Genomic DNA, 19,637 nt, shown 5'->3' on the forward strand with positions numbered 1-19,637 from the left:
CGCTGGCAAGCGTTGCCGGCACGGCGTCTGGTGCTATGAATTCGGAAGCGGTCCGGGTGCCGCTCGGCGGGCCGGCCCGCGGAGGGATTGCAATCGCTTCGCGCCTTGGGCATAGTGAATCGACCCCTTCCTCTCTTTGCTCATTTCTCTTCCCCTTCCCCCCGTTTTCCTTCCCCCCGGTCGATGCGCCAATCCCGGTGCAGAGGCTATTTTTCCCAACCGTCAATTCCAGGAGGTCATTCATGAATCTGACGATCAGCGGTCATCACCTCGACGTCACCCCTGCACTGCGCAGCTACGTCACCACCAAGTTGGACCGGATCACCCGGCACTTCGATCAGGTGGTCGATGTCAAGGTGCTCCTCACGGTGGAAAAGCAGAAGGAGAAGGACAGCCGCCAGAAGGCGGAATGCAACATCCACGTCAAGGGCAACGACATGTTCGCGGAGTCGAGCCACGCTGATCTCTATGCCGCCGTCGACGAGCTGGTCGACAAGCTCGACCGCCAAGTCGTGCGCCACAAGGACAAGCTCCAGGACCATCATCACGCAGCACCCAAGCGTCTGATGTAAGGTTCGGCTTCGACCTGTTCGGGCAAATACTCTTGCGGGCCACCTTCGGGTGGCTCTTTGCTTTTTACGGCAGGGGTGCATAATCGCCCCCGCTCCGACCCCACCCATGAATCGCCTAGCGTCCATCCTGCCGCCCGCTCAAGTCCTCGTGAGCGTTGACGCCACCAGCAAGAAACGTGCTTTCGAGGAAGCCGGCTTGCTGTTCGAAAACCTCCATGGCCTGGGGCGTGCCCTGATCACCGACAGCCTGTTCGCCCGCGAACGGCTCGGCTCGACCGGGCTCGGCCACGGCGTGGCGATCCCGCACGGGCGCATCAAGGGCCTCAAATCGCCCATGGCGGCCGTGTTCCAGCTGGCCGACCCCATCGGCTTCGATGCGCCCGACGAGCAGCCTGTGGTGCTGCTGATCTTCCTGCTGGTGCCCGAGGCGGCGACCCAGAAGCACCTGGAGATCCTGTCCGAGATCGCCGAGCTGCTGAGCGACGCCGGCCTGCGCGAGCAGATCAAGTCCAGCACCGACGCGGCCGCGCTGCATGCGCTGATCGCGGGCTGGCAGTCGGCGCAGGTCGCCTGACCCCGGGGCGCCAGCCCCGGCCTGCGGCGGCCGTTGCCGCCGCGCGGCGTGACACCCCGTTTCTGCGCTTATTCTCTAGGGCATGAAACCCACCGTCATCAGCGCCGACGCGATGTTCGAGGAATTCCGCGGGCCGCTGCGCTGGGAGTGGCTGGCCGGGCTGGGCGCGTCCGAGCGCCAGTTCGACGCGGAAGTCATCAGCCGGGCGCAATCGGCGGCCGACCTGGTCGGCTACCTCAACTACATCCACCCCTACCGGGTCCAGATCCTGGGCGCGCGCGAGATCGCCTACCTGACCCGCGGCACGCCCGAGGACTGCGAGCGCCGCATCGCGCGCATCGTCACCCTGGAGCCGCCGGTGCTGGTGCTGGCCGACGGCCAGGCCGCGCCCGACGAGCTGCTGGCCATCTGCGAGCGCGCGCAGCTGCCGCTGTTCGCCACGCGCGACGGCTCGGCCTACGTGATCGACCTGCTGCGCGCCTACCTGTCCAAGCACTTCGCCGAGCGCACCTCGATGCACGGCGTGTTCATGGACATCCTGGGGCTGGGCGTGATGATCACGGGCGAGTCGGGCCTGGGCAAGAGCGAGCTCGGCCTGGAGCTGATCTCGCGCGGCAACGGCCTGGTGGCCGACGACGCGGTCGACCTGTTCCGCATCAACCAGAACACCATCGAGGGCCGCTGCCCCGAGCTGCTGCAGAACCTGCTGGAGGTGCGCGGCATCGGCCTGCTCGACATTCGCGCGATCTTCGGCGAGACCGCGGTGCGCCGGAAGATGCGGCTCAAGCTGATCGTGCACCTGGTGCGGCGCGACAGCTTCGAGCGCGACTACGAGCGCATGCCCGCGGCGCCGCTGACCCAGGACGTGCTGGGCATCGCGGTGCGCAAGGTGATCATCCAGGTGGTGGCCGGGCGCAACATCGCGGTGCTGGTCGAGGCGGCGGTGCGTAATTCGATCCTGCAGCTGCGCGGCATCGACACCTATGCCGACTTCGTGGCGCGCCACCACAAGGCGATGGAATCGGCCCAGGACTGAGCGGCAGGGCCTTGGCACGCGCAAAGCGCGTGTAAAGACCGGAAGCTTCTGTTACCTGCGGCTGGCGCAGTCGCCGCACAGGCCGTACAGGGACATCGCGTGGTCCTGCAGGATCCAGCCCTTGTCCTTGGCGATGAGCTGTTGGCGGCGCTCGATCTCGGCGTCGTAGAACTCCTCGACCTTGCCGCAGGAGGTGCAGATCAGGTGGTCGTGGTGCGTGCCTTCGTTGAGCTCGTAGACCGCCTTGCCGCTCTCGAAGTGGCTGCGCTCCAGGATGCCGGCCTGCTCGAACTGCGTGAGCACGCGGTAGACGGTGGCCAGGCCGATGTCCGAGCGTTCGTTGAGCAGCACGCGGAACACGTCTTCGGCCGTCATGTGGCGCTGGCCACCGGTCTGGAAGATCTCGAGGATCTTCAGACGCGGCAGCGTGGCCTTGAGGCCGGTGTTCTTGAGTTCGTCGATATTGCCCATGGTCGTTCCTCAGCCAGCCGTGCATGCGGCCATCCGCAAAAAGGCCAGCCGCTACAATGGGTCGATCATATCGCTCCCCCTTTTTCCCATGCTTGCCAATTCCCAAAGCCGCCTGTGCCTACTGGCTGCCGCCGTCGTGGCGAGCGTGTCGCTCGGCGCCTGCAGCAGCGTGACCGACCGCACGCGCGGCATGCTCTACGCCGTGACGCCCTACAAGGTCGAGGTGGTGCAGGGCAACTTCGTGTCCAAGGAACAGGTCGAGGCGCTCAAGCCCGGCATGTCGCGCCAGCAGGTGCGCGAGATCCTCGGCACCTCGCTGCTCACCGACGTCTTCCATTCCGACCGCTGGGACTACGTGTTCACCATCCGTCGCCAGGGCGTGGAGCCGCAGCAGCGCCGCTTGACCCTGTTCTTCAAGGGTGAATTGCTCGAGCGATACCAGGGCGACCCGATGCCCAGCGAGGAAGAATTCGTGGCCGGCCTCGACGTGCGCAAGTTCAGCGGCAAGATCCCGCCGCTCGAAGCGACCGAGGAACAGCTCAACAAGGCGGCCCCGGCCAAGACCGACGCCGCGCCGGCGGCGCCCGCGCCCCTGGCCCCGCTGCCGCCGAGCTACCCGCCGCTCGAATCCACGCGCTGACGAGGCGCCAGGCCGGCCTGGGTGCCGGCCGTGCGCTGGCCTGCGCCCCCGGGGACGCACCGCCGCGTTTGACCCGAACCCTCCCGAATCTGCTGAAGGCTGAATCCGCGTGACCGAACTCTCCGCCCCGTCCTCCTCCACGCGCCGCATCGCGATCGCCGGCGCCTCCGGCCGCATGGGCCACATGCTGATCGAGGCCGTGCGCAACGCCGACGACCTGGCCCTGGCCGGCGCGCTCGACCGTGCCGACAGCGAAGCGCTGGGCACCGATGCCGCGGCCTTCCTGGGCTTCACCAGCGGCGTGCCGATCGTGTCCGACCTGCGGGCCGGCCTCCAGGGCGCGCAGGTGCTGATCGACTTCACCCGTCCCGAAGGCACGCTGGCGCACCTGGCCGTCTGTCGCGAACTGGGCGTGCAGGCCGTGATCGGCACCACCGGCTTCAGCGAGGCCCAGAAGGCCGAGATCGCCGAGATCGCCAAGGACATCGCCATCATGATGGCGCCCAACATGAGCGTGGGCGTCAACGTGACCTTCAAGCTGCTGGAGATGGCGGCCAAGGCGCTGTCGACCGGCTACGACATCGAGATCATCGAGGCCCACCATCGCCACAAGGTCGACGCGCCCTCGGGCACCGCGCTCAAGATGGGCGAGGTCATCGCCGACGCGCTGGGCCGCGACCTCAAGGAATGCGCGGTGTACGCCCGCGAAGGCATCACGGGCGAACGCGACCCCTCGACCATCGGCTTCTCGGCCATCCGCGGCGGCGACATCGTGGGCGACCACACCGTGCTGTTTGCCGGCACCGGCGAGCGCATCGAGATCACGCACAAGTCGTCCAGCCGCACCACCTACGCGCAGGGCAGCCTGCGCGCCGCGCGCTTCCTGGCCACCCAGAAGGCCGGGTTGTTCGACATGTTCGACGTGCTGGGCTTGAAGTAGGCTCTGGCGCCATGAGCGTGCTGCAGTTGCTGACCCAGGGCGACGGCGTCAGCCGCGCGGTGGCGGCGCTGCTGGTGGCGATGTCGGTGGCCAGCTGGATCGCGATCCTGCTCAAGGCCTGGCTGCTGCGCGGCGGCACGCGCGCGGTGCTGCGCAGCATCGCGGCCTTCTGGCAGTCGCCCACCCTGGCCGAGGCCGAACGCAGCGTGGCGGGCTTCGACGGCCCGCGGCTGGTGCTGCCGGCGGTCTCTGCGCTCCAATCCCTGGCCGGCAAGGCCCAAGGCGCCACGCTGGGCCATGGCGGCGACCGCAACCAGCGCCTCACGCGCGCGCTGCGCGACGCGCTGCATGCGGCCTTGCGCCGCCTGCAATCGGGCCAGATCCTGCTCGCCACCGTGGGCGCCACCGCGCCCTTCGTCGGGCTGCTGGGCACGGTCTGGGGCATCCACGGCGCGCTCGCGGGCATCGCGGGGCAGACGGGGGGCTTCACCATCGACAAGGTGGCCGGCCCGGTGGGCGAGGCGCTGATCATGACGGCCTTCGGCCTGGCGGTCGCGATTCCCGCCGTGCTGGCCTACAACGTGTTCGGCCGCGTGATCGGCCGCATCGAGGCCGAGCTCGAAGGCTTCGCGCACGACCTGCTGGGCTTGTTCGGCGAGCCCGGGCATGGGCCCCGCCGCCGCCCGCGCGGCCCATGCCCGTCTAGCGCGTCGCACCATGGCCTTCGGTCGCAGCTCCCTGGGTTCCGCCGCCGGCGGCGGCGGGCGCGCGATGGGCGCGGGCGGCCAGCGCCCGATGTCGGACATCAACGTGACGCCGCTGGTCGACGTGATGCTGGTGCTGCTGGTGATCTTCATCATCACCGCGCCGCTGATGGCCAGTTCGATCCGCCTCGACCTGCCGCGCACCGGCGCCGGCACCGCCAACGAGACGCCCAGGTTCGTCGGTTTGTCGGTCGATGCCAGGGGCCAGACCTTCCTCAACGACCAGCCGGTGACCGACGAGGAACTCGCGACCCGCCTGGCCCAGGCCGCCGCCGCCGACCGCACTACCGAAGTCCAGTTGCGCGCCGACCAGACCGTGCCCTACGGCCGCGTGGTGGTGCTCATGGGCATCGCGAACAAGGCGGGGCTGAACCGCATCGGCTTCGTGACCGAGGCGCCACCGGCCGACAAGCCGCGCTGAGTCTCGGTATGGCTCCTTCCCCCTCCGGGGGAAGGCAGGGATGGGGGCTCCCCCTTCCCCCGGCGAGGAAGGAAGAAGAACCTCAACCCAGGATCACCGGCTTGGTCTTCCAGATCTGATGCGCGTACTCCGCGATGGTCCGGTCCGAGGAGAACGCACCCATGCCCGCCACGTTGAGGATCGCCATGCGGGTCCACGCCTCGGGGTCGCGGTAGAGCGCATCGACGCGGGCCTGGGTCTCGACGTAGCTCGCGTAGTCGGCCAGCAGCAGGTACTGGTCGCCCCAGTTCACCAGCGTGTCGTAGATGCCCTGGTAGCGCGCGGGTTCGCCGGGCGAGAACTTGCCGTCGCGGATCGCGTCGAGCACGCCCTGCAGCTCGGGGTTGGCTTCGTAGAAGCTGCGCGGCTGGTAGCCGTGCGCGCGGATGTCGGCCACCTCGGGCGTGGTGTTGCCGAAGATGAAGATGTTGTCGTCGCCGACGTTGTCCTTCATCTCGACGTTGGCGCCATCCAGCGTGCCGATGGTGAGCGCGCCGTTGAGCGCGAACTTCATGTTGCCGGTGCCCGAGGCCTCGGTGCCGGCGGTGGAGATCTGCTCCGACAAATCGGCCGCCGGCATGATGACCTCGGCCAGGCTCACGCTGTAGTTGGGCAGGAACACCACCTTGAGCAGCTTGCCCACGCGCGGGTCGTTGTTGACCACCGCCGCCACGTCGTTGATCAGCCGGATCACCAGCTTGGCCGCGTGGTAGGCCGAGGCCGCCTTGCCCGCGAACACCACCACGCGCGGCACCAGCTCGCTGGCCTGTCCGGCCTCGTGCGCGGCCACGATGCGCTGGTAGCGCGAGACCACGTGCAGCACGTTGAGCAGCTGGCGCTTGTACTCGTGGATGCGCTTGACCTGCACGTCGAACATCGCGTCGGTGTCGACCGTGATCGCCAGGTGCTGCTCGATCCAGTTGGCCAGCCGCAGCTTGTTCTCGCGCTTGGCATGGCGGAAGGCGCGCACGAAGGCCGGCTGCTGGGCCATCGGGCGCAGCGCCTCGAGCTGCGTCAGGTCGCGCCGCCAGCCGCGGCCGATGCGCTGGTCGAGCAGCGCCGCGAGCGAGGGGTTGGCCTGCGCCAGCCAGCGCCGCGGCGTGACGCCGTTGGTCTTGTTGTTGAAGCGCTCGGGGAAGATGCGGTTGAAGTCCGCGAAGATCGACTGCTTCATGAGCTCGGAGTGCAGTCCCGACACGCCATTGATCGAGTGGCTCGCGAGCACCGCCACGTAGGCCATGCGCACGCGCCGCTCGCCGGTCTCGTCGATCAGCGACAGCCGGCGCAGCAGTTCCACGTCGTGGCCCAGCTTCTGCGTCACGGTGGCCAGGAAGCGCGCGTTCAGGTCGTAGAGGATCTGCAGGTGGCGCGGCAGGATGCGGCCCATCATCTCGACCGGCCAGGTCTCGAGCGCCTCGTGCATCAGCGTGTGGTTGGTGTAGCTGAACACCTTCTGCGTGTGGCCCCAGGCCGTGTCCCAGTCCAGGCCGTGCTCGTCGAGCAGCAGGCGCATCAACTCGGGCACCGCGAGCACCGGGTGGGTGTCGTTCAGGTGGATGCTGACCTTGTCGGGCAGGTTGTCGAAGGTCTTGTGGGTGCGCAGGTAGCGGCGCAGCAGGTCCTGCACGCTGGCGCTCACGAAGAAATACTCCTGGTGCAGCCGCAGCTCGCGGCCCGAGGCGGTGGAGTCGTCGGGGTAGAGCACGCGCGAGACGTTCTCCGAGTGGTTCTTGCTCTCCACCGCCTGCATGTAGTTGCCGCGGTTGAAGGCCGACAGGTCGATCTCCTCGGTGGCGCGCGCCGACCACAGCCGCAGGGTGTTGGTGGCCTGCGTGCCGTAGCCCGGGATGATGGTGTCGTAGGCCACGGCCAGCACGTCGTGGGTGTCGACCCAGTCGGCCGCGCTGCCGCCGTCGCGCTTCTGCACATGGCCGCCGAAGCGCACCCGGTAGGTCACCTCGGGCCGCTGGAACTCCCAGGGGTTGCCGCGCGTGAGCCAGTAGTCGGGCGTCTCGACCTGCTGGCCGTCGACGATCTTCTGGCGGAACATGCCGTACTCGTAGCGGATGCCGTAGCCGAAGCCCGGCACGCCCAGCGTGGCCATCGAATCGAGAAAACAGGCCGCGAGCCGGCCCAGGCCGCCGTTGCCCAGCGCCGCATCGGGCTCGCGCTCGGCCAGCGCCGCGATGTCGACGCCGAAGTCGGCCAGTGCCTGCTTGACGATGTCCTGCAGCTCCAGCGCCAGCAGCGCGTTGGTGAAGGTGCGCCCGATCAGGAACTCCATCGACAGGTAGTAGACGCGCTTGACGTCCTGCGCATAGCTGGCGCGCGTGGTCGCCATCCAGCGCTCGACCAGCTGGTCGCGCACGGCCAGCGCGGTGGCGTTGAGCCAGTCGTCGGGGCTGGCGGCCACCGGGTCCTTGCCGACCGCGTAGATCAGCTTGTTGGCCACGGCGCGCTTGAAGGCGGCCACGTCGCGGTCGGGATGGTCGTAGGCAAATTCTTCGATCGTCATGGGTGGGTCGTCGTGTGTGTGGATCGGAAGGTCAGGCGAGCGCTTGCTCGCAGACGGCGATGTAGTGCGCGGCGGCGGTCTGCCAGTCGGCCGGCTGCCGCATCGCGTGCGCGCGGACACGGCGCCAGTCGGCCGGCCGGTGGTACAGCGCGAAGGCGCGGCGCAGCGCGCGGTCGAAGCCGGCGGCGTCGAAGTCGTCGAAGACGAAGCCGCTGGCGCTGCCGTCGGCCATGTTCTCGAGCGTGCAGTCGACCACCGTGTCGGCCAGGCCGCCCACGCGGTGCACCAGGGGCAGACTACCGTACTTGAGGCCGTACATCTGCGTGAGACCACAGGGCTCGAACATCGAAGGCACCAGCGTCACGTCGCCGGCGCCGAACAGCCGGTGCGCGAAGCCCTCGTCGTAGCCCAAGGTGGCATGCACCGATTGCGGCGCGGCGGCCGCGCGTGCGCGAAAGGCTTCCTCGAGCCAGCGCTCGCCGGTGCCCAGCAACGCGAGCTGGCCGCCGTGCGCCAGCAGCGTGTCGATCGCGCCCAGCACCAGGTGCTGGCCCTTCTGCTCGGTGAGCCGGCTGACCATCACGAACAGCGGCGCGTCGGGCGCGACGGCCAGGCCCAGCGCCTGCTGCAGCGCGGCCTTGCACACCGCCTTGCCGCCCGGATGGCGCGCGTCGAAGGGCGTGGGCAGCAGCGCGTCGTGGGCCGGGTTCCAGACCGCGTCGTCCACGGCGTTGAGGATGCCGCTCAGCACGCCGCTGCGCCCGCGCAGCAGGCCGTCGAGGCCGCAGCCCTGGGCAGGGGTCTGGATCTCGCGTGCATACGTCGGGCTGACGGTCGTGAGCCGGTCGGAGAAGTAGAGCCCGGCCTTCATGAACGACAGCTGGCCGTGGTATTCCAGCCCGTTCATGTGGAAGGCGGCCGGCGGCAGGCCCAGGCCGGCGAACTCCCAGGGCGGGAACAGGCCCTGGTAGGCCAGGTTGTGGACCGTGAAGACGCTGCCCACGCGCGGGCCCGGTGTCGGGTCGAACGCCAGGTAGGCGGGCGCGAGCGCCGCATGCCAGTCGTGCGCATGCACCACTTCGGGTCGCCAGCCCGGATCGAGGCCGCGCGCCAGCCGGGCCGCGGCCCAGCCCAGCAGAGCGAAGCGGCGCGCGTTGTCTTCGTAGGGTTGGCGCGATGCGTCCTCGTAGGGGTTGCCCGGGCGGTCGTAGCGCGCGGGCGCGTCGATCACATAGGCGTGCACGCTGCCGATGCGGCCGGCGCGCAGCACCGCGCGCTCGCCCCAGGGTGCGTCGAAGGCGGCCACCTCGGCCAGCCCGGTCACACCCGCCAGGATCGCCGGGAAGCCCGGCAGCAGCACGCGCACGTCCTGCCCGGCCTGGGCCAGCGCCGCCGGCAGCGCGCCGGCGACATCCGCCAGCCCGCCGGTCTTGAGAAGGGGAAAGAACTCGGCGCTGACCTGGAGGATGCGCATCAGTGCGGTGCCTCGGCCAGCCGCTGCAGCATCTCGCGCGTGATCAGCACCACGCCGGTCTCGGTGCGCTCGAAGCGGGCCGCGTCCGCGACCGGGTCCTCGCCCACCACCATGCCCTCGGGGATCACGCAGGCGCGGTCGATCACCACCTTCGACAGCCGCGCATGGCGACCGACCTCGACGTCGGGCAGCAGCACGGCCTCGCGCACCTCGCAGAAGGAGTGGATGCGCACGCCCGAGAACAGCACCGAGCTGCTCACCTTCGACCCCGACACGATGCAGCCGCCCGACACGATGGTGTTGACCGTGATGCCTGGCTGGCCGTTCTGGTCGAGCACGAACTTGGCCGGCGGCAGCTGCCGCTGGTAGGTCCAGATGGGCCAGTCGGTGTCATAGATGTCGAGCTCCGGGGTGATCGAGGCCAGATCGAGGTTCGCCGCCCAGAATGCATCAATCGTGCCGACGTCGCGCCAGTAGACCGGCGCGTGCGGCCCGCGGGCGCCGCGCGTCACGCACGACAGGCTGAACGGATGCGCCAGCGCGCGGCCCTGGGCCACCGCGCGCGGGATGATGTCCTTGCCGAAGTCGTGGCTCGAGTCGGGGTTGATGGCGTCTTCCTCGAGCAGCTGGTAGAGGTACTCGGAATCGAACACGTAGATGCCCATGCTCGCGAGCGCCAGGTCGGGATGGCCGGGCATGGCGGGCGGGTCGGCCGGCTTCTCGAGGAACTCGGTGACGTTGCGGTCGGCATCGATGGCCATCACGCCGAAGGCCGAGGCCTCGTGGCGCGGCACCTCGATGCAGCCGACGGTGCAGCCCAGGCCGCGCTCGGCATGGTCCTTGACCATGATCGAGTAGTCCATCTTGTAGATGTGGTCGCCCGCCAGCACCACCACGTAGTCGTGCCGGGTGGAGCGGGTCTGGATGATGTCGAGGTTCTGGAACACCGCATCGGCCGTGCCGCGGTACCAGTGCTCGTCGCCCACGCGCTGCTGGGCCGGCAGCACGTCGACCATCTCGTTGAGTTCGGCGCGCAGGAAGCTCCAGCCGCGCTGCAGGTGGCGCATCAGCGAATGCGACTTGTACTGCGTGACCACCGCCATCCGGCGGATGCCGGAGTTCAGGCAGTTCGACAGCGCGAAGTCGATGATGCGGAACTTGCCGCCGAAGTAGACGGCCGGCTTGGCGCGCCGGTCGGTCAGCTGCTTGAGTCGCGAGCCCCGGCCGCCGGCCAGCACCAGGGCGATGGTGCGGCGTACCAGTTGATGGGCCTGCAAGGGTTGGATCCTGGCGTTATCGGTGGTCATGCGGCTTGTCTCCCGGTGGTGTGGGTCAATTCAGCGTAGCACCGGGCGCCGCTTCGCGCACCCTTTGCGCCAGCCAGAAGGTGGCGGGCGCCAAGGTTTCTGCGCGCTGCAGCAGCCGGCGGGGCCGGTCGTCGTCCTCGCTGGCCAGCCGGCGCAACCAGGCGCCGGGTGGCATCACGAAGTCGACGGCCTCGGTCCCGGCCTGGATGAGCACGAGCCATGCCACCTCGTGCACGGGCGCATCGAACAGCACCATCAGCGCGGGCCGGTCGCCGCGTTCCCAGTCGGCCGGTGCCATGGGTTGCCCCTCGGGTGTAAGCCAATGTAGGCCCGTGGGCGCCTGCTCCGCCGGCCACCAGGACGCGCGGCGCAGGGGCGCCGCCTCGCGCCGCAGCGCCAGCACCTGGGCCACGAAGCGCTGCAACGCCGTGTCGGCATGGTCCCAGTCCAGCCATGTGGTCTCGTTGTCCTGGCAGTAGGCGTTGTTGTTGCCGCCCTGCGTGTGGCCGATCTCGTCGCCCGCCAGCAGCATCGGCGTGCCCTGTGACAGCAGCAAGGCGGCCAGCAGCACGCGCTGCAGGCGCGCGCGCCCGGCCCGCACGGCGGGGTCGTCGGTCTCGCCCTCGACGCCGCCGTTGCGGCTCAGGTTGTGGCCGCTGCCGTCGCGGTTGCCTTCGCCGTTGGCCAGGTTGTGGCGCTCGGTGTAGCTCACCAGGTCGCGCAGCGTAAAGCCGTCGTGCGCGGTCACGAAGTTCACGCTGGCCGTGGGTGCGCGGCCGTCATGGCGGAACTCGCCGCTCGACGCGGTGAAGCGGTGCGCGAAATCGCCCAGGCCCGCGCCATGGCCCAGCCAGAAGCTGCGCTGGGTGTCGCGGAAACGGTCGTTCCATTCGAGCCAGCCGGGCGGGAACTGGCCCAGCCGGTAGCCGCCCGGGCCGATGTCCCAGGGCTCGGCGATCAGCAGGGCGCGCGACAGCACCGGGTCCTGTGCCATGGCGGCCAGCAGCGGGGCGCGCGGATCAAAATCGCCGCCGCCGCGCCGCGCCAGCACCGGCGCCAGGTCGAAGCGGAAGCCGTCGACGCCCAGCGCCGTGACCCAGTGGCGCAGGCTGTCCATCGCGAGCTGCACCACGCGCGGCTCGGCGAAGTTCAGGCAGTTGCCGCAGCCGGTCCAGTTCTCGTAGAGCGCACGGTCGTCGGCGCGCAGGTGGTAGTAGAGCGCGTTGTCGATGCCGCGCAGCGACAGCGTGGGGCCGAGCTCGTCGGTCTCGGCGCTGTGGTTGTAGACCACGTCGATCACCAGCTCCATGCCGCGCGCATGCACCGCGTCGGCCAGCGCGCGGAACTCCGAGGCCGGCGTGCTGCCGGGCCGGCCGCTCCAGTAGCGCGCCTCGGGCGCGAACCAGCCGATGGTCGTGTAGCCCCAGTAGTTCGACAGGCCCGCCTTCAGCAGCCGTTCCTCGTCGGCCCGGTGCTGCACCGGCATCAGGCTCAGCGTGGTGATGCCCAGGCCCTGCAGGTGGTCGAGCACCGCCGGCTCGGCCAGGCCGGCATAGCTGCCGCGCAGTGCGGGCGGCACGGCCGGATGGCGCATCGTCTGGCCACGCACGTGCAGCTCGCAGAGCACGCGCTCGGCCGCGGGAATGCGGGGGCGCGGCACGGTCAAGGGGCCGGGGTCCGCCGTCACGCGGGCCTTGAGCGCGACGGCGCCGTTGTCGCGGCCGTCGCGCTGCGCGGGCTGGCCGGGCACATGGCCCAGGAACAGGTCGCTGCCGTCGTAGCGGCCGACGATCTCGCGTGCATAGGGGTCGAGCAGCAGCCTGGCGGGGTTGAAGCGCTGGCCTTCGTGCGGCGCCCAGGGGCCGTGCACCCGGTACCCGTAGACCAGCCCGGGCTGTGCGCCCGCGAAATGGCCGTGCCAGACGCCGTCGGTGCAGGCCGGCAGCGGCAGGCGCTGCTGCTCGCTGCGGCCGCCGGCGTCGAACAGGCACAGCTCGACCCGCGTGGCGCGCGGCGCCGCGAGCGCGAAGTTCAGGCCCTGCGGGCCGGCTGTCGCACCCAGGGGGAAGGGGAGGCCTGCGGTCAGCATGGAGGGATCGGTCGTTTTCATTGTGCATGCGAAAAGCGCGCCAGACCCGCCACAAGCCCCGCGTTACAGGACTGGCGCCTGACAGCCGCGATAATCCGCGTTCCCCCGGCCGACCGAGCGCCGGGCTGTTGCCAAAGCCTCATGAACCCCAGCTACCAACCCGCCGACGTCGAATCCGCTGCCCAGTCCCACTGGACCGCGGCCGACGCCTACCGTGTCGTCGAGAACCTGCGCGATGCGCGCGGTGAACTCAAGAAGAAGTACTACGCCTGCTCGATGCTGCCGTACCCGAGCGGCAAGCTGCACATGGGCCACGTGCGCAACTACACGATCAACGACATGCTGGTGCGCTACCTGCGCATGTCTGGCTACAACGTGCTGATGCCCATGGGCTGGGACGCCTTCGGCCTGCCGGCCGAGAACGCGGCGCTCAAGAACGGCGTGCCGCCGGCCCAATGGACCTACGAGAACATCGCCTACATGAAGGGCCAGCTGCAGGCCATGGGCCTGGCGATCGACTGGAGCCGCGAGATCGCCACCTGCGACCCGAGCTACTACAAGTGGAACCAGTGGCTGTTCCTGAAGATGCTCGAGAAGGGCATCGCCTACCGCAAGACCCAGGTGGTGAACTGGGACCCGGTCGACATGACCGTGCTGGCCAACGAGCAGGTGATCGACGGCAAGGGCTGGCGCACCGGCGCCACGGTCGAGCGGCGCGAGATCCCGGGCTACTACCTGAAGATCAGCGACTACGCGCCCGAACTGCTCGAGCACACCCAGCACAAGCTGCCGGGCTGGCCCGAGCGCGTCAAGCTGATGCAGGAGAACTGGATCGGCAAGAGCGAAGGCGTGCGCTTCGCCTTCACGCACGACATCCGGGGGGCCGACGGCAAGCCGATCCAGGACGGCCGCATGTACGTCTTCACGACGCGTGCCGACACCATCATGGGCGTGACCTTCTGCGCGGTCGCGCCCGAGCATCCGCTGGCCGCGCACGCCGCCAAGGCCGACCCCAAGGTCGCGGCCTTCATCGAAGAGTGCAAGAACGGCGGCACCACCGAGGCCGAGCTCGCCACGCAGGAAAAGAAGGGCGTGCCCACGGGCCTGAGCGTCACGCACCCGATCACCGACGAGCAGGTGCCGGTGTGGGTCGGCAACTACGTGCTGATGAGCTACGGCGACGGCGCCGTGATGGGCGTGCCCGCGCACGACGAGCGCGACTTCGCGTTCGCCAACAAGTACGACATCGAGATCATCCAGGTCGTGCTGGTGGATGACGAGCCGCACTTTGACTATCACAAGTGGCAGGACTGGTACGGCGACAAGCAGCGCGGCGTGACCATCAACTCCGACAACTTCAGTGGCATGGGCTTCAAGGAAGCCGTGGCCGCGGTGGCGCATGCGCTGGGCCAGAAGGGCCTGGGCGAGCTGCAGACCACCTGGCGTCTGCGCGACTGGGGCGTGAGCCGCCAGCGCTACTGGGGCACGCCGATCCCGATCATCCATTGCGAAGAGCACGGCGCGGTGCCGGTGCCCGAGAAGGACCTGCCGGTGGTGCTGCCCACCGACTGCGTGCCCGACGGCTCGGGCAACCCGCTGCACAAGCACGAAGGCTTCCATGCCGGCGTGGTGTGCCCGGTGTGCGGCAAGCCCGCGCGGCGCGAGACCGACACCATGGACACCTTCGTGGATTCGTCCTGGTACTTCATGCGCTACTGCGACCCGAAGAACGACCAGGCGATGGTCGGCGAGGGCGCGGCCTACTGGATGCCGATGGACCAGTACATCGGCGGCATCGAGCACGCGATCCTGCACCTGCTGTACGCGCGCTTCTGGACCAAGGTCATGCGCGACCTGGGCCTGGTGACGGTCGACGAGCCCTTCGCCAAGCTGCTCACGCAGGGCATGGTGCTCAACCACATCTACTTCCGCCGCGGCCCGTCGGGCGGCAAGGACTACTTCCCGCCGCTCGAGGTCACGCCGGTGCTCGACGCGCAGGGCCGCATCGTCGGCGGCACGCTGGCCGACGGTTCGTCGGTCGAGTACGGCGGCGTGGGCAAGATGGGCAAGAGCGAGCGCAACGGCGTCGACCCGCAGGACCTGATCGAGCGCTACGGCGCCGACACCGCGCGGCTCTACACCATGTTCACCGCGCCGCCCGAGGCCACGCTGGAATGGAACGACGCGGCGGTCGAGGGCAGCTCGCGCTTCCTGCGCCGGGTCTGGAACTTCGGTGCCGCCCAGCATGCCTTCGATGCCGGCGCGGGCCGGCCCGGCGCCACGGCCGACTTCGGCAAGGAAGCCAAGGCGCTGCGCCGCGAGGTCCACAGCGTGCTGCGCCAGGTCGACTACGACTACCAGCGCATGCAATACAACACGGTGGTGTCGGGCGCGATGAAGCTGCTCAACGCCCTCGAAGGCTTCAAGCCCGGCGGCGATGCGGGCGACCGCGTCGCGCTGCGCGAAGGCTTCGGCATCCTGCTGCGCGTGCTCTACCCGGCCACGCCGCACATCGCGCACCAGCTGTGGCAGCAACTCGGCTACGACCGGGACTTCGGCGAGCTGCTCGACGCGCCCTGGCCGGTGGTCGACGTCGCCGCGCTGGTGCAGGACGAGATCGAGCTCATGCTGCAGATCAACGGCAAGCTGCGCGGCAAGGTGGTGGTGCCCGCGGGCGCCTCCAAGGACGAGATCGAGGCGCTGGCGCTGGCCAGCGACGATTTCGTGCTGCACGCGGCGGGCGCGCCGGCCAAGCGCGTGATCGTGGTGCCGGGCCGGCTCGTCAACGTGGTGCTCTGATCGCATGAAACAACTCCAGCCCTCGCGTCGTCTCTTCCTGGCTTCCTCCGTCGCGGCCCTGCTCGCGGGCTGCGGCTTTGAACTGCGCAAGGCGCCGACCTTCGCGTTCAAGACCATTGCGGTGCCGGGAAACTCGGCCTTCGTGAACTACCTGCGCCGCAACCTCGCGGCCGCCGGCACGGTCACGCTGATCCCGGCGGCGCGTGCCTCCGAGGCCGAGGCGGTGCTCGACATCCTGGGCGAGAACCGCGACCGTGTGGTGCTCGCGACCAACTCGGCCGGCGAGGTGCGCGAACTCGAGCTGCGGCTCACCATTCGTTTCCGCCTGCGCACGCCGGCCGGCAAGGAACTGCTGCTGACCGAGATCTCGCAGAAGCGCGACCTGACCTACAACGAATCCAGCGCGCTGGCCAAGGACGCCGAGGCCGAACTGCTGTTCCGCGACATGCAGAACGACGTGGCGCAGCAGATGCTGCGCCGCATCGCCGCGGTCAAGGAAATCTAGCCCGCATGCAGCTGGCGGCCGCCCAACTCCAGGCGCACCTCGCGAAGGGGCTGCGCTCGCTCTACACGATCCACGGCGACGAGCCGCTGCTCGCGCAGGAGGCGGCCGACGCCATCCGCGCGGCGGCGCGCACCCAGGGCTACACCGAGCGCAGTTCGTACACCGTGGCCGGCGCGCATTTCGACTGGAGTGCGGTGCTGGCCGCGGGCGGTTCGCTCTCGCTGTTCGCCGACAAGCAGATCGTCGAGATCCGCATCCCCTCGGGCAAGCCGGGCAAGGACGGCAGCGTGGCGCTGCAGCAGATCGCCGAGGCCGCGACCGGCAACGACAGCACGCTCACGCTGGTGCTGCTGCCCAAGCTCGACCGCGCGACCCGCACCGGCGCCTGGTTCTCGGCGCTGGAGAACCACGGCGCCAGCCTGCAGGTCGACCCGGTCGAACGCGCGGCGCTGCCGCAATGGATCGCGCAGCGCCTGGCGCTGCAGGGCCAGCGCGTGAAGGCCGGCGAGGAAGGCCAGCGCACGCTGCAGTTCTTCGCCGACCGCGTCGAGGGCAACCTGCTGGCCGCGCACCAGGAAATCCAGAAGCTCGCGCTGCTGCATCCGGCCGGCGAGCTCGGCTGGGAACAGGTCGAGGGCGCGGTCAACAACGTGGCGCGCTACGACGTGTTCAAGCTGTCCGAGGCGGTGCTGGCCGGCAACCCGGTGCGCGTGGCGCGCATGCTCGACGGCCTGCGCGCCGAGGGCGAGGCCGAGGTGCTGGTGCACTACACGCTGGCCGAGGACATCCGCGCGCTCAAGCGCGTCAAGGACGCGATGGGCGCGGGCCGCCCGCTGCCCATGGCGCTGCGCGAGAACCGCATCTGGGGCGCGCGCGAACAGGCTTTCGAGCGCGCATTGCCGCGGCTCGACGACCGCGCGCTGGCGCGGCTGCTCAAGGCTGCGCACACGGTCGACGGCATCGTCAAGGGCCTGCGCCAGCCCGACTGGCCGGCCAGCGGCTGGCAGGCGCTGCAGCGGCTCGCGCTGATGCTGTGCCGGGCCTGCATGGCGCCGCCGGCCAAGGCCGCGCGCTAGGTCCTGCTGCGCGCGCCGCGGCGCGCTACAGCACCCGCTTGCGCACCTGGGTCACGACCACTTCGGCCAGCACCACGATCGCGAACACCGCGATCAGGATCACCGCCACCTGCGTCCACTGGAACAGGTTGAGCGCGGTGTCCAGCGCCACGCCGATGCCGCCCGCGCCCACCAGGCCCAGCACGCCCGACTCGCGCACGTTGATGTCCCAGCGCAGCAGCACCACCGACCAGAAGGCCGGCTTGATGTGCGGCCAGTAGCCGTACCAGACCTGCGCCGCGGTCGAGGCGCCCGCGGCCTGCAGCGCCTCGATCGGGCCGCGCGGCGTCTGCTCGATGGCCTCGCCCAGCAGCTTGCCGACGAAGCCCACCGAGCGGAAGGCGATCGCGAACATGCCGGCCAGCGGGCCGGGCCCGAAGATGGCGACGAACAGCAGCGCCCAGACCAGCGAATTGACCGAGCGGCTCGCGACCAGCACCACGCGCGCGGCGAGGTTCAGCGCGCGGTTGTGCGTGATGTTGCCGGCCACCAGCAGCGCCAGCGGCACCGCCAGCACCAGCGCGAGCACCGTGCCCAGCGTGGCCATGTGCAGCGTCTCCATCAGCGCCGCGTGCACCACCGCCGGGTAGTGCGACCAGTCGACCGGCCACATGCGCGTGAGCATGTCGCCCATCTGCTCGGGCGCGTCGTAGAGGAATTCGGGGATCACCTCGATCGTGCGCACCGACTGGACCACGGCCCAGACGATCAGCAGCCAGACGCCGTAGCGCAGCAGCCGCTGCGTGAGCGTGAAGCGCTGCCAGCGGCGCGGCGCGGCGGCGGAAGCGAGCGCGAGCGACTCAGACATCGAGCGCCTTCCGCGTGGCGTTCACCACCAGTTCGCCGACCACGATGATCGCGATCACGGTCGCGAGGATGGTGCAGACGAAGCTGTACTCGAAGCGCAGGAAGGCCGAGAACAGCGCGCCGCCGATGCCGCCCGCCCCCACGATGCCCACCATGGTGGAGTTGCGCAGGTTGGAGTCCAGCTGGTAGGTCGCGAAGCCGACGAAGCGGCTCATCACCTGCGGCAGCACGCCGAACAGCACCACGTTGGCGAAGGACGCGCCGGTGGCGCGCACGGCCTCGATCTGCTTGTGCGAGATCTCCTCGATCGCATCGGCGAACAGCTTGCCCACGAAGCCCACCGTGGCCACCGTGAGCGCCAGGATGCCGGCCAGCGGACCGAAGCCCACGGCCTTGACGAACATGATCGCGGTGATCACCGGATGCACCGCGCGGCACACCGCGATCAGGCCGCGTGCCCCCGCGCAGAGCCAGTGCGGCACCATGTTGCGGGCCGCCATCAGGCCCACCGGCAGGCTCAGCGCAACGCCGCCCACGGTGGCCAGCACCGCGATCTGCAGGGTCTCGCGGATGCCTTCCCACAGCACGTCCATCTTGCCCACGTCGGGCGGGAACATGCGCGAGAGAAAGCGCGCGCCCTGGTGCAGCCCGCTGAGCAGGCGCGCGGGCGAGAGGTCGATCTGCGCGATCACGTAGACCGTGTAGGCCAGCAGCGCGAGCAGCGCCAGCTTCTGCTTGCCGCTCCAGGCGAAGGCGGTGGACGCGGGGCGCGGGTCGGCGTTCACTGCATCCATGCCTGGCCGCCGTAGATGGTCTGCAGGTGGTCGTCGGTCAGGCCCGCGGGCGGGCCGTCGTAGACCACGTGGCCGCCGGTCATGCCGACGATGCGGTCGGAATGGCGCCGCGCGAGTTCGACGTCGTGGATGTTGACGATCACCGGGATGCCGCGCTCGCGCCCCTGGTCGCCCAGCAGCTGGATGATCTCGACCGAGGTCTTGGGGTCGAGCGAGGAGGTGGGCTCGTCGGCCAGCAGCAGCGCGGGCTGCTGCATCAGCGCGCGTGCGATGCCCACCCGCTGGCGCTGGCCGCCGCTGAGCGCATCGGCGCGCTGGTTGGCGAAGCTGCCCAGGCCGACCACGTCGAGCAGCCGGTAGGCGCGCTCGAAGTCCTCGGGCGCGAACTTCCTTCGCCAGGCCTTCCAGGCCGACAGGTAGCCGAGCCGGCCGGTCAGCAGGTTCTCCATCACCGTGAGCCGCTCGACCAGGTTGTATTCCTGGAACACCATGCCGATGTGGCGCCGGCTGTGGCGCAGCGCCGCGCCCTGCAGCCGGGCCATGTCGAGCCGCTGGCCGCCCACGTCGAGCCAGATCGCGCCGGCGGTCGGGTCGACCAGCCGGTTGATGCAGCGGATCAGCGTGGACTTGCCGGTGCCGGACGGCCCGATGATGCTGGTCAGGCCGGTGCCGTCGATCTTGAGGTCGATGGACTTGAGCACGGGCACGCCGGGGCGGTATTCCTTGACCAGCCCCTGGATGTGCAGCGAGCCTGCGGACGCGGTGGTGTTCATCG

General features: G+C 69.6%; 17 protein-coding genes and 1 pseudogene. 10 read left to right on the top strand and 8 right to left on the bottom strand.

Annotated features, from left to right (window positions below):
- Window positions 1-242: 242 nt before the first annotated feature.
- The 3 genes from hpf (at window position 243) to hprK (ending at window position 2,182) form a co-directional block, all read left to right on the top strand.
- Window positions 243-572 (top strand): ribosome hibernation-promoting factor, HPF/YfiA family, encoded by a 330-nt coding sequence (gene hpf, locus A9977_RS07510; protein ID WP_183024262.1) that lies wholly within the window; start codon window positions 243-245, stop codon window positions 570-572.
- 106 nt (window positions 573-678) lie between these two features.
- Window positions 679-1,146 carry a PTS sugar transporter subunit IIA gene (locus A9977_RS07515; RefSeq protein WP_183024263.1) on the top strand — a complete coding sequence of 156 codons (468 nt, stop codon included), beginning with the start codon at window positions 679-681 and terminating at the stop codon, window positions 1,144-1,146.
- A gap of 82 nt (window positions 1,147-1,228) precedes the next feature.
- The gene (hprK, locus tag A9977_RS07520; protein ID WP_183024264.1) at window positions 1,229-2,182 is read left to right on the top strand and encodes an HPr(Ser) kinase/phosphatase; all 954 of its coding nucleotides are present in this window, start codon (window positions 1,229-1,231) and stop codon (window positions 2,180-2,182) included.
- A 51-nt stretch (window positions 2,183-2,233) separates the two neighbouring features.
- Here the strand turns inward: hprK and fur are convergent, their stop codons facing one another.
- The gene (gene fur, locus A9977_RS07525; RefSeq protein WP_183024265.1) at window positions 2,234-2,653 is read right to left on the bottom strand and encodes a ferric iron uptake transcriptional regulator; all 420 of its coding nucleotides are present in this window, start codon (window positions 2,651-2,653) and stop codon (window positions 2,234-2,236) included.
- A gap of 88 nt (window positions 2,654-2,741) precedes the next feature.
- Here fur and A9977_RS07530 point away from each other — a divergent pair, with 88 nt between their 5' ends.
- From A9977_RS07530 to A9977_RS07545, 4 genes and pseudogenes are all read left to right on the top strand, one after another.
- Entirely contained in the window at window positions 2,742-3,293 is a 552-nt protein-coding gene (locus A9977_RS07530; RefSeq protein ID WP_183024266.1) for an outer membrane protein assembly factor BamE, read from the top strand.
- 109 nt (window positions 3,294-3,402) lie between these two features.
- Window positions 3,403-4,233 (top strand): 4-hydroxy-tetrahydrodipicolinate reductase, encoded by an 831-nt coding sequence (dapB, locus tag A9977_RS07535; protein WP_183024267.1) that lies wholly within the window; start codon window positions 3,403-3,405, stop codon window positions 4,231-4,233.
- A gap of 80 nt (window positions 4,234-4,313) precedes the next feature.
- Window positions 4,314-4,796, top strand: a pseudogene (locus tag A9977_RS07540) (MotA/TolQ/ExbB proton channel family protein); the annotation flags it as partial.
- Between the two features lie 154 nt (window positions 4,797-4,950).
- Complete coding sequence (locus A9977_RS07545; RefSeq protein ID WP_183024268.1) at window positions 4,951-5,418, top strand: biopolymer transporter ExbD; 468 nt, start codon at window positions 4,951-4,953, stop codon at window positions 5,416-5,418.
- An 82-nt stretch (window positions 5,419-5,500) separates the two neighbouring features.
- On the opposite strand, the gene A9977_RS07550 is transcribed toward A9977_RS07545, so the two are convergent.
- From A9977_RS07550 to glgX, 4 genes are read right to left on the bottom strand one after another with little or no spacing between them, the layout of a single operon-like run.
- A complete protein-coding gene (locus A9977_RS07550; RefSeq protein WP_183024269.1) occupies window positions 5,501-7,972 on the bottom strand; it encodes a glycogen/starch/alpha-glucan phosphorylase in 2,472 nt (823 codons plus the stop codon).
- 31 nt (window positions 7,973-8,003) lie between these two features.
- Window positions 8,004-9,446, bottom strand: a complete 1,443-nt coding sequence (gene glgA, locus A9977_RS07555; RefSeq protein ID WP_183024270.1) for a glycogen synthase GlgA — start codon at window positions 9,444-9,446, stop codon at window positions 8,004-8,006.
- The gene (gene glgC, locus A9977_RS07560; RefSeq protein ID WP_183024271.1) at window positions 9,446-10,753 is read right to left on the bottom strand and encodes a glucose-1-phosphate adenylyltransferase; all 1,308 of its coding nucleotides are present in this window, start codon (window positions 10,751-10,753) and stop codon (window positions 9,446-9,448) included. The genes glgA and glgC overlap by 1 nt, the downstream gene beginning before the upstream one ends.
- Window positions 10,754-10,778: 25 nt before the next feature.
- Window positions 10,779-12,842 (bottom strand): glycogen debranching protein GlgX, encoded by a 2,064-nt coding sequence (gene glgX / locus A9977_RS07565; protein ID WP_183024272.1) that lies wholly within the window; start codon window positions 12,840-12,842, stop codon window positions 10,779-10,781.
- 141 nt (window positions 12,843-12,983) lie between these two features.
- Between glgX and leuS the strand changes: the two genes are divergently transcribed.
- The 3 genes from leuS to holA are packed head-to-tail and all read left to right on the top strand — an operon-like array spanning window position 12,984 to window position 17,222.
- Window positions 12,984-15,641: a leucine--tRNA ligase gene (gene leuS, locus A9977_RS07570; protein WP_183024273.1), complete on the top strand. Its 2,658-nt coding sequence runs from the start codon at window positions 12,984-12,986 to the stop codon at window positions 15,639-15,641.
- A gap of 4 nt (window positions 15,642-15,645) precedes the next feature.
- Entirely contained in the window at window positions 15,646-16,146 is a 501-nt protein-coding gene (lptE, locus tag A9977_RS07575; protein ID WP_183024274.1) for an LPS assembly lipoprotein LptE, read from the top strand.
- A 5-nt stretch (window positions 16,147-16,151) separates the two neighbouring features.
- Window positions 16,152-17,222 carry a DNA polymerase III subunit delta gene (holA, locus tag A9977_RS07580; RefSeq protein WP_183024275.1) on the top strand — a complete coding sequence of 357 codons (1,071 nt, stop codon included), beginning with the start codon at window positions 16,152-16,154 and terminating at the stop codon, window positions 17,220-17,222.
- A gap of 25 nt (window positions 17,223-17,247) precedes the next feature.
- Here holA and phnE (A9977_RS07585) read toward each other — a convergent pair whose 3' ends face one another.
- From phnE (A9977_RS07585) to phnC, 3 genes are read right to left on the bottom strand one after another with little or no spacing between them, the layout of a single operon-like run.
- On the bottom strand, window positions 17,248-18,069 hold the full coding sequence (gene phnE, locus A9977_RS07585; protein ID WP_183024276.1) for a phosphonate ABC transporter, permease protein PhnE: 822 nt from the start codon (window positions 18,067-18,069) through the stop codon (window positions 17,248-17,250).
- Window positions 18,062-18,862, bottom strand: a complete 801-nt coding sequence (gene phnE / locus A9977_RS07590; RefSeq protein WP_183024277.1) for a phosphonate ABC transporter, permease protein PhnE — start codon at window positions 18,860-18,862, stop codon at window positions 18,062-18,064. Before phnE (A9977_RS07590) ends, phnE (A9977_RS07585) begins: the two co-directional genes overlap by 8 nt.
- Complete coding sequence (gene phnC, locus A9977_RS07595; protein ID WP_183024278.1) at window positions 18,850-19,635, bottom strand: phosphonate ABC transporter ATP-binding protein; 786 nt, start codon at window positions 19,633-19,635, stop codon at window positions 18,850-18,852. The genes phnE (A9977_RS07590) and phnC overlap by 13 nt, the downstream gene beginning before the upstream one ends.
- Window positions 19,636-19,637: the final 2 nt, after the last annotated feature.

The sequence above is a fragment of the Variovorax sp. UMC13 genome (assembly GCF_014170375.1).
Lineage (GTDB): Bacteria > Pseudomonadota > Gammaproteobacteria > Burkholderiales > Burkholderiaceae_C > Variovorax.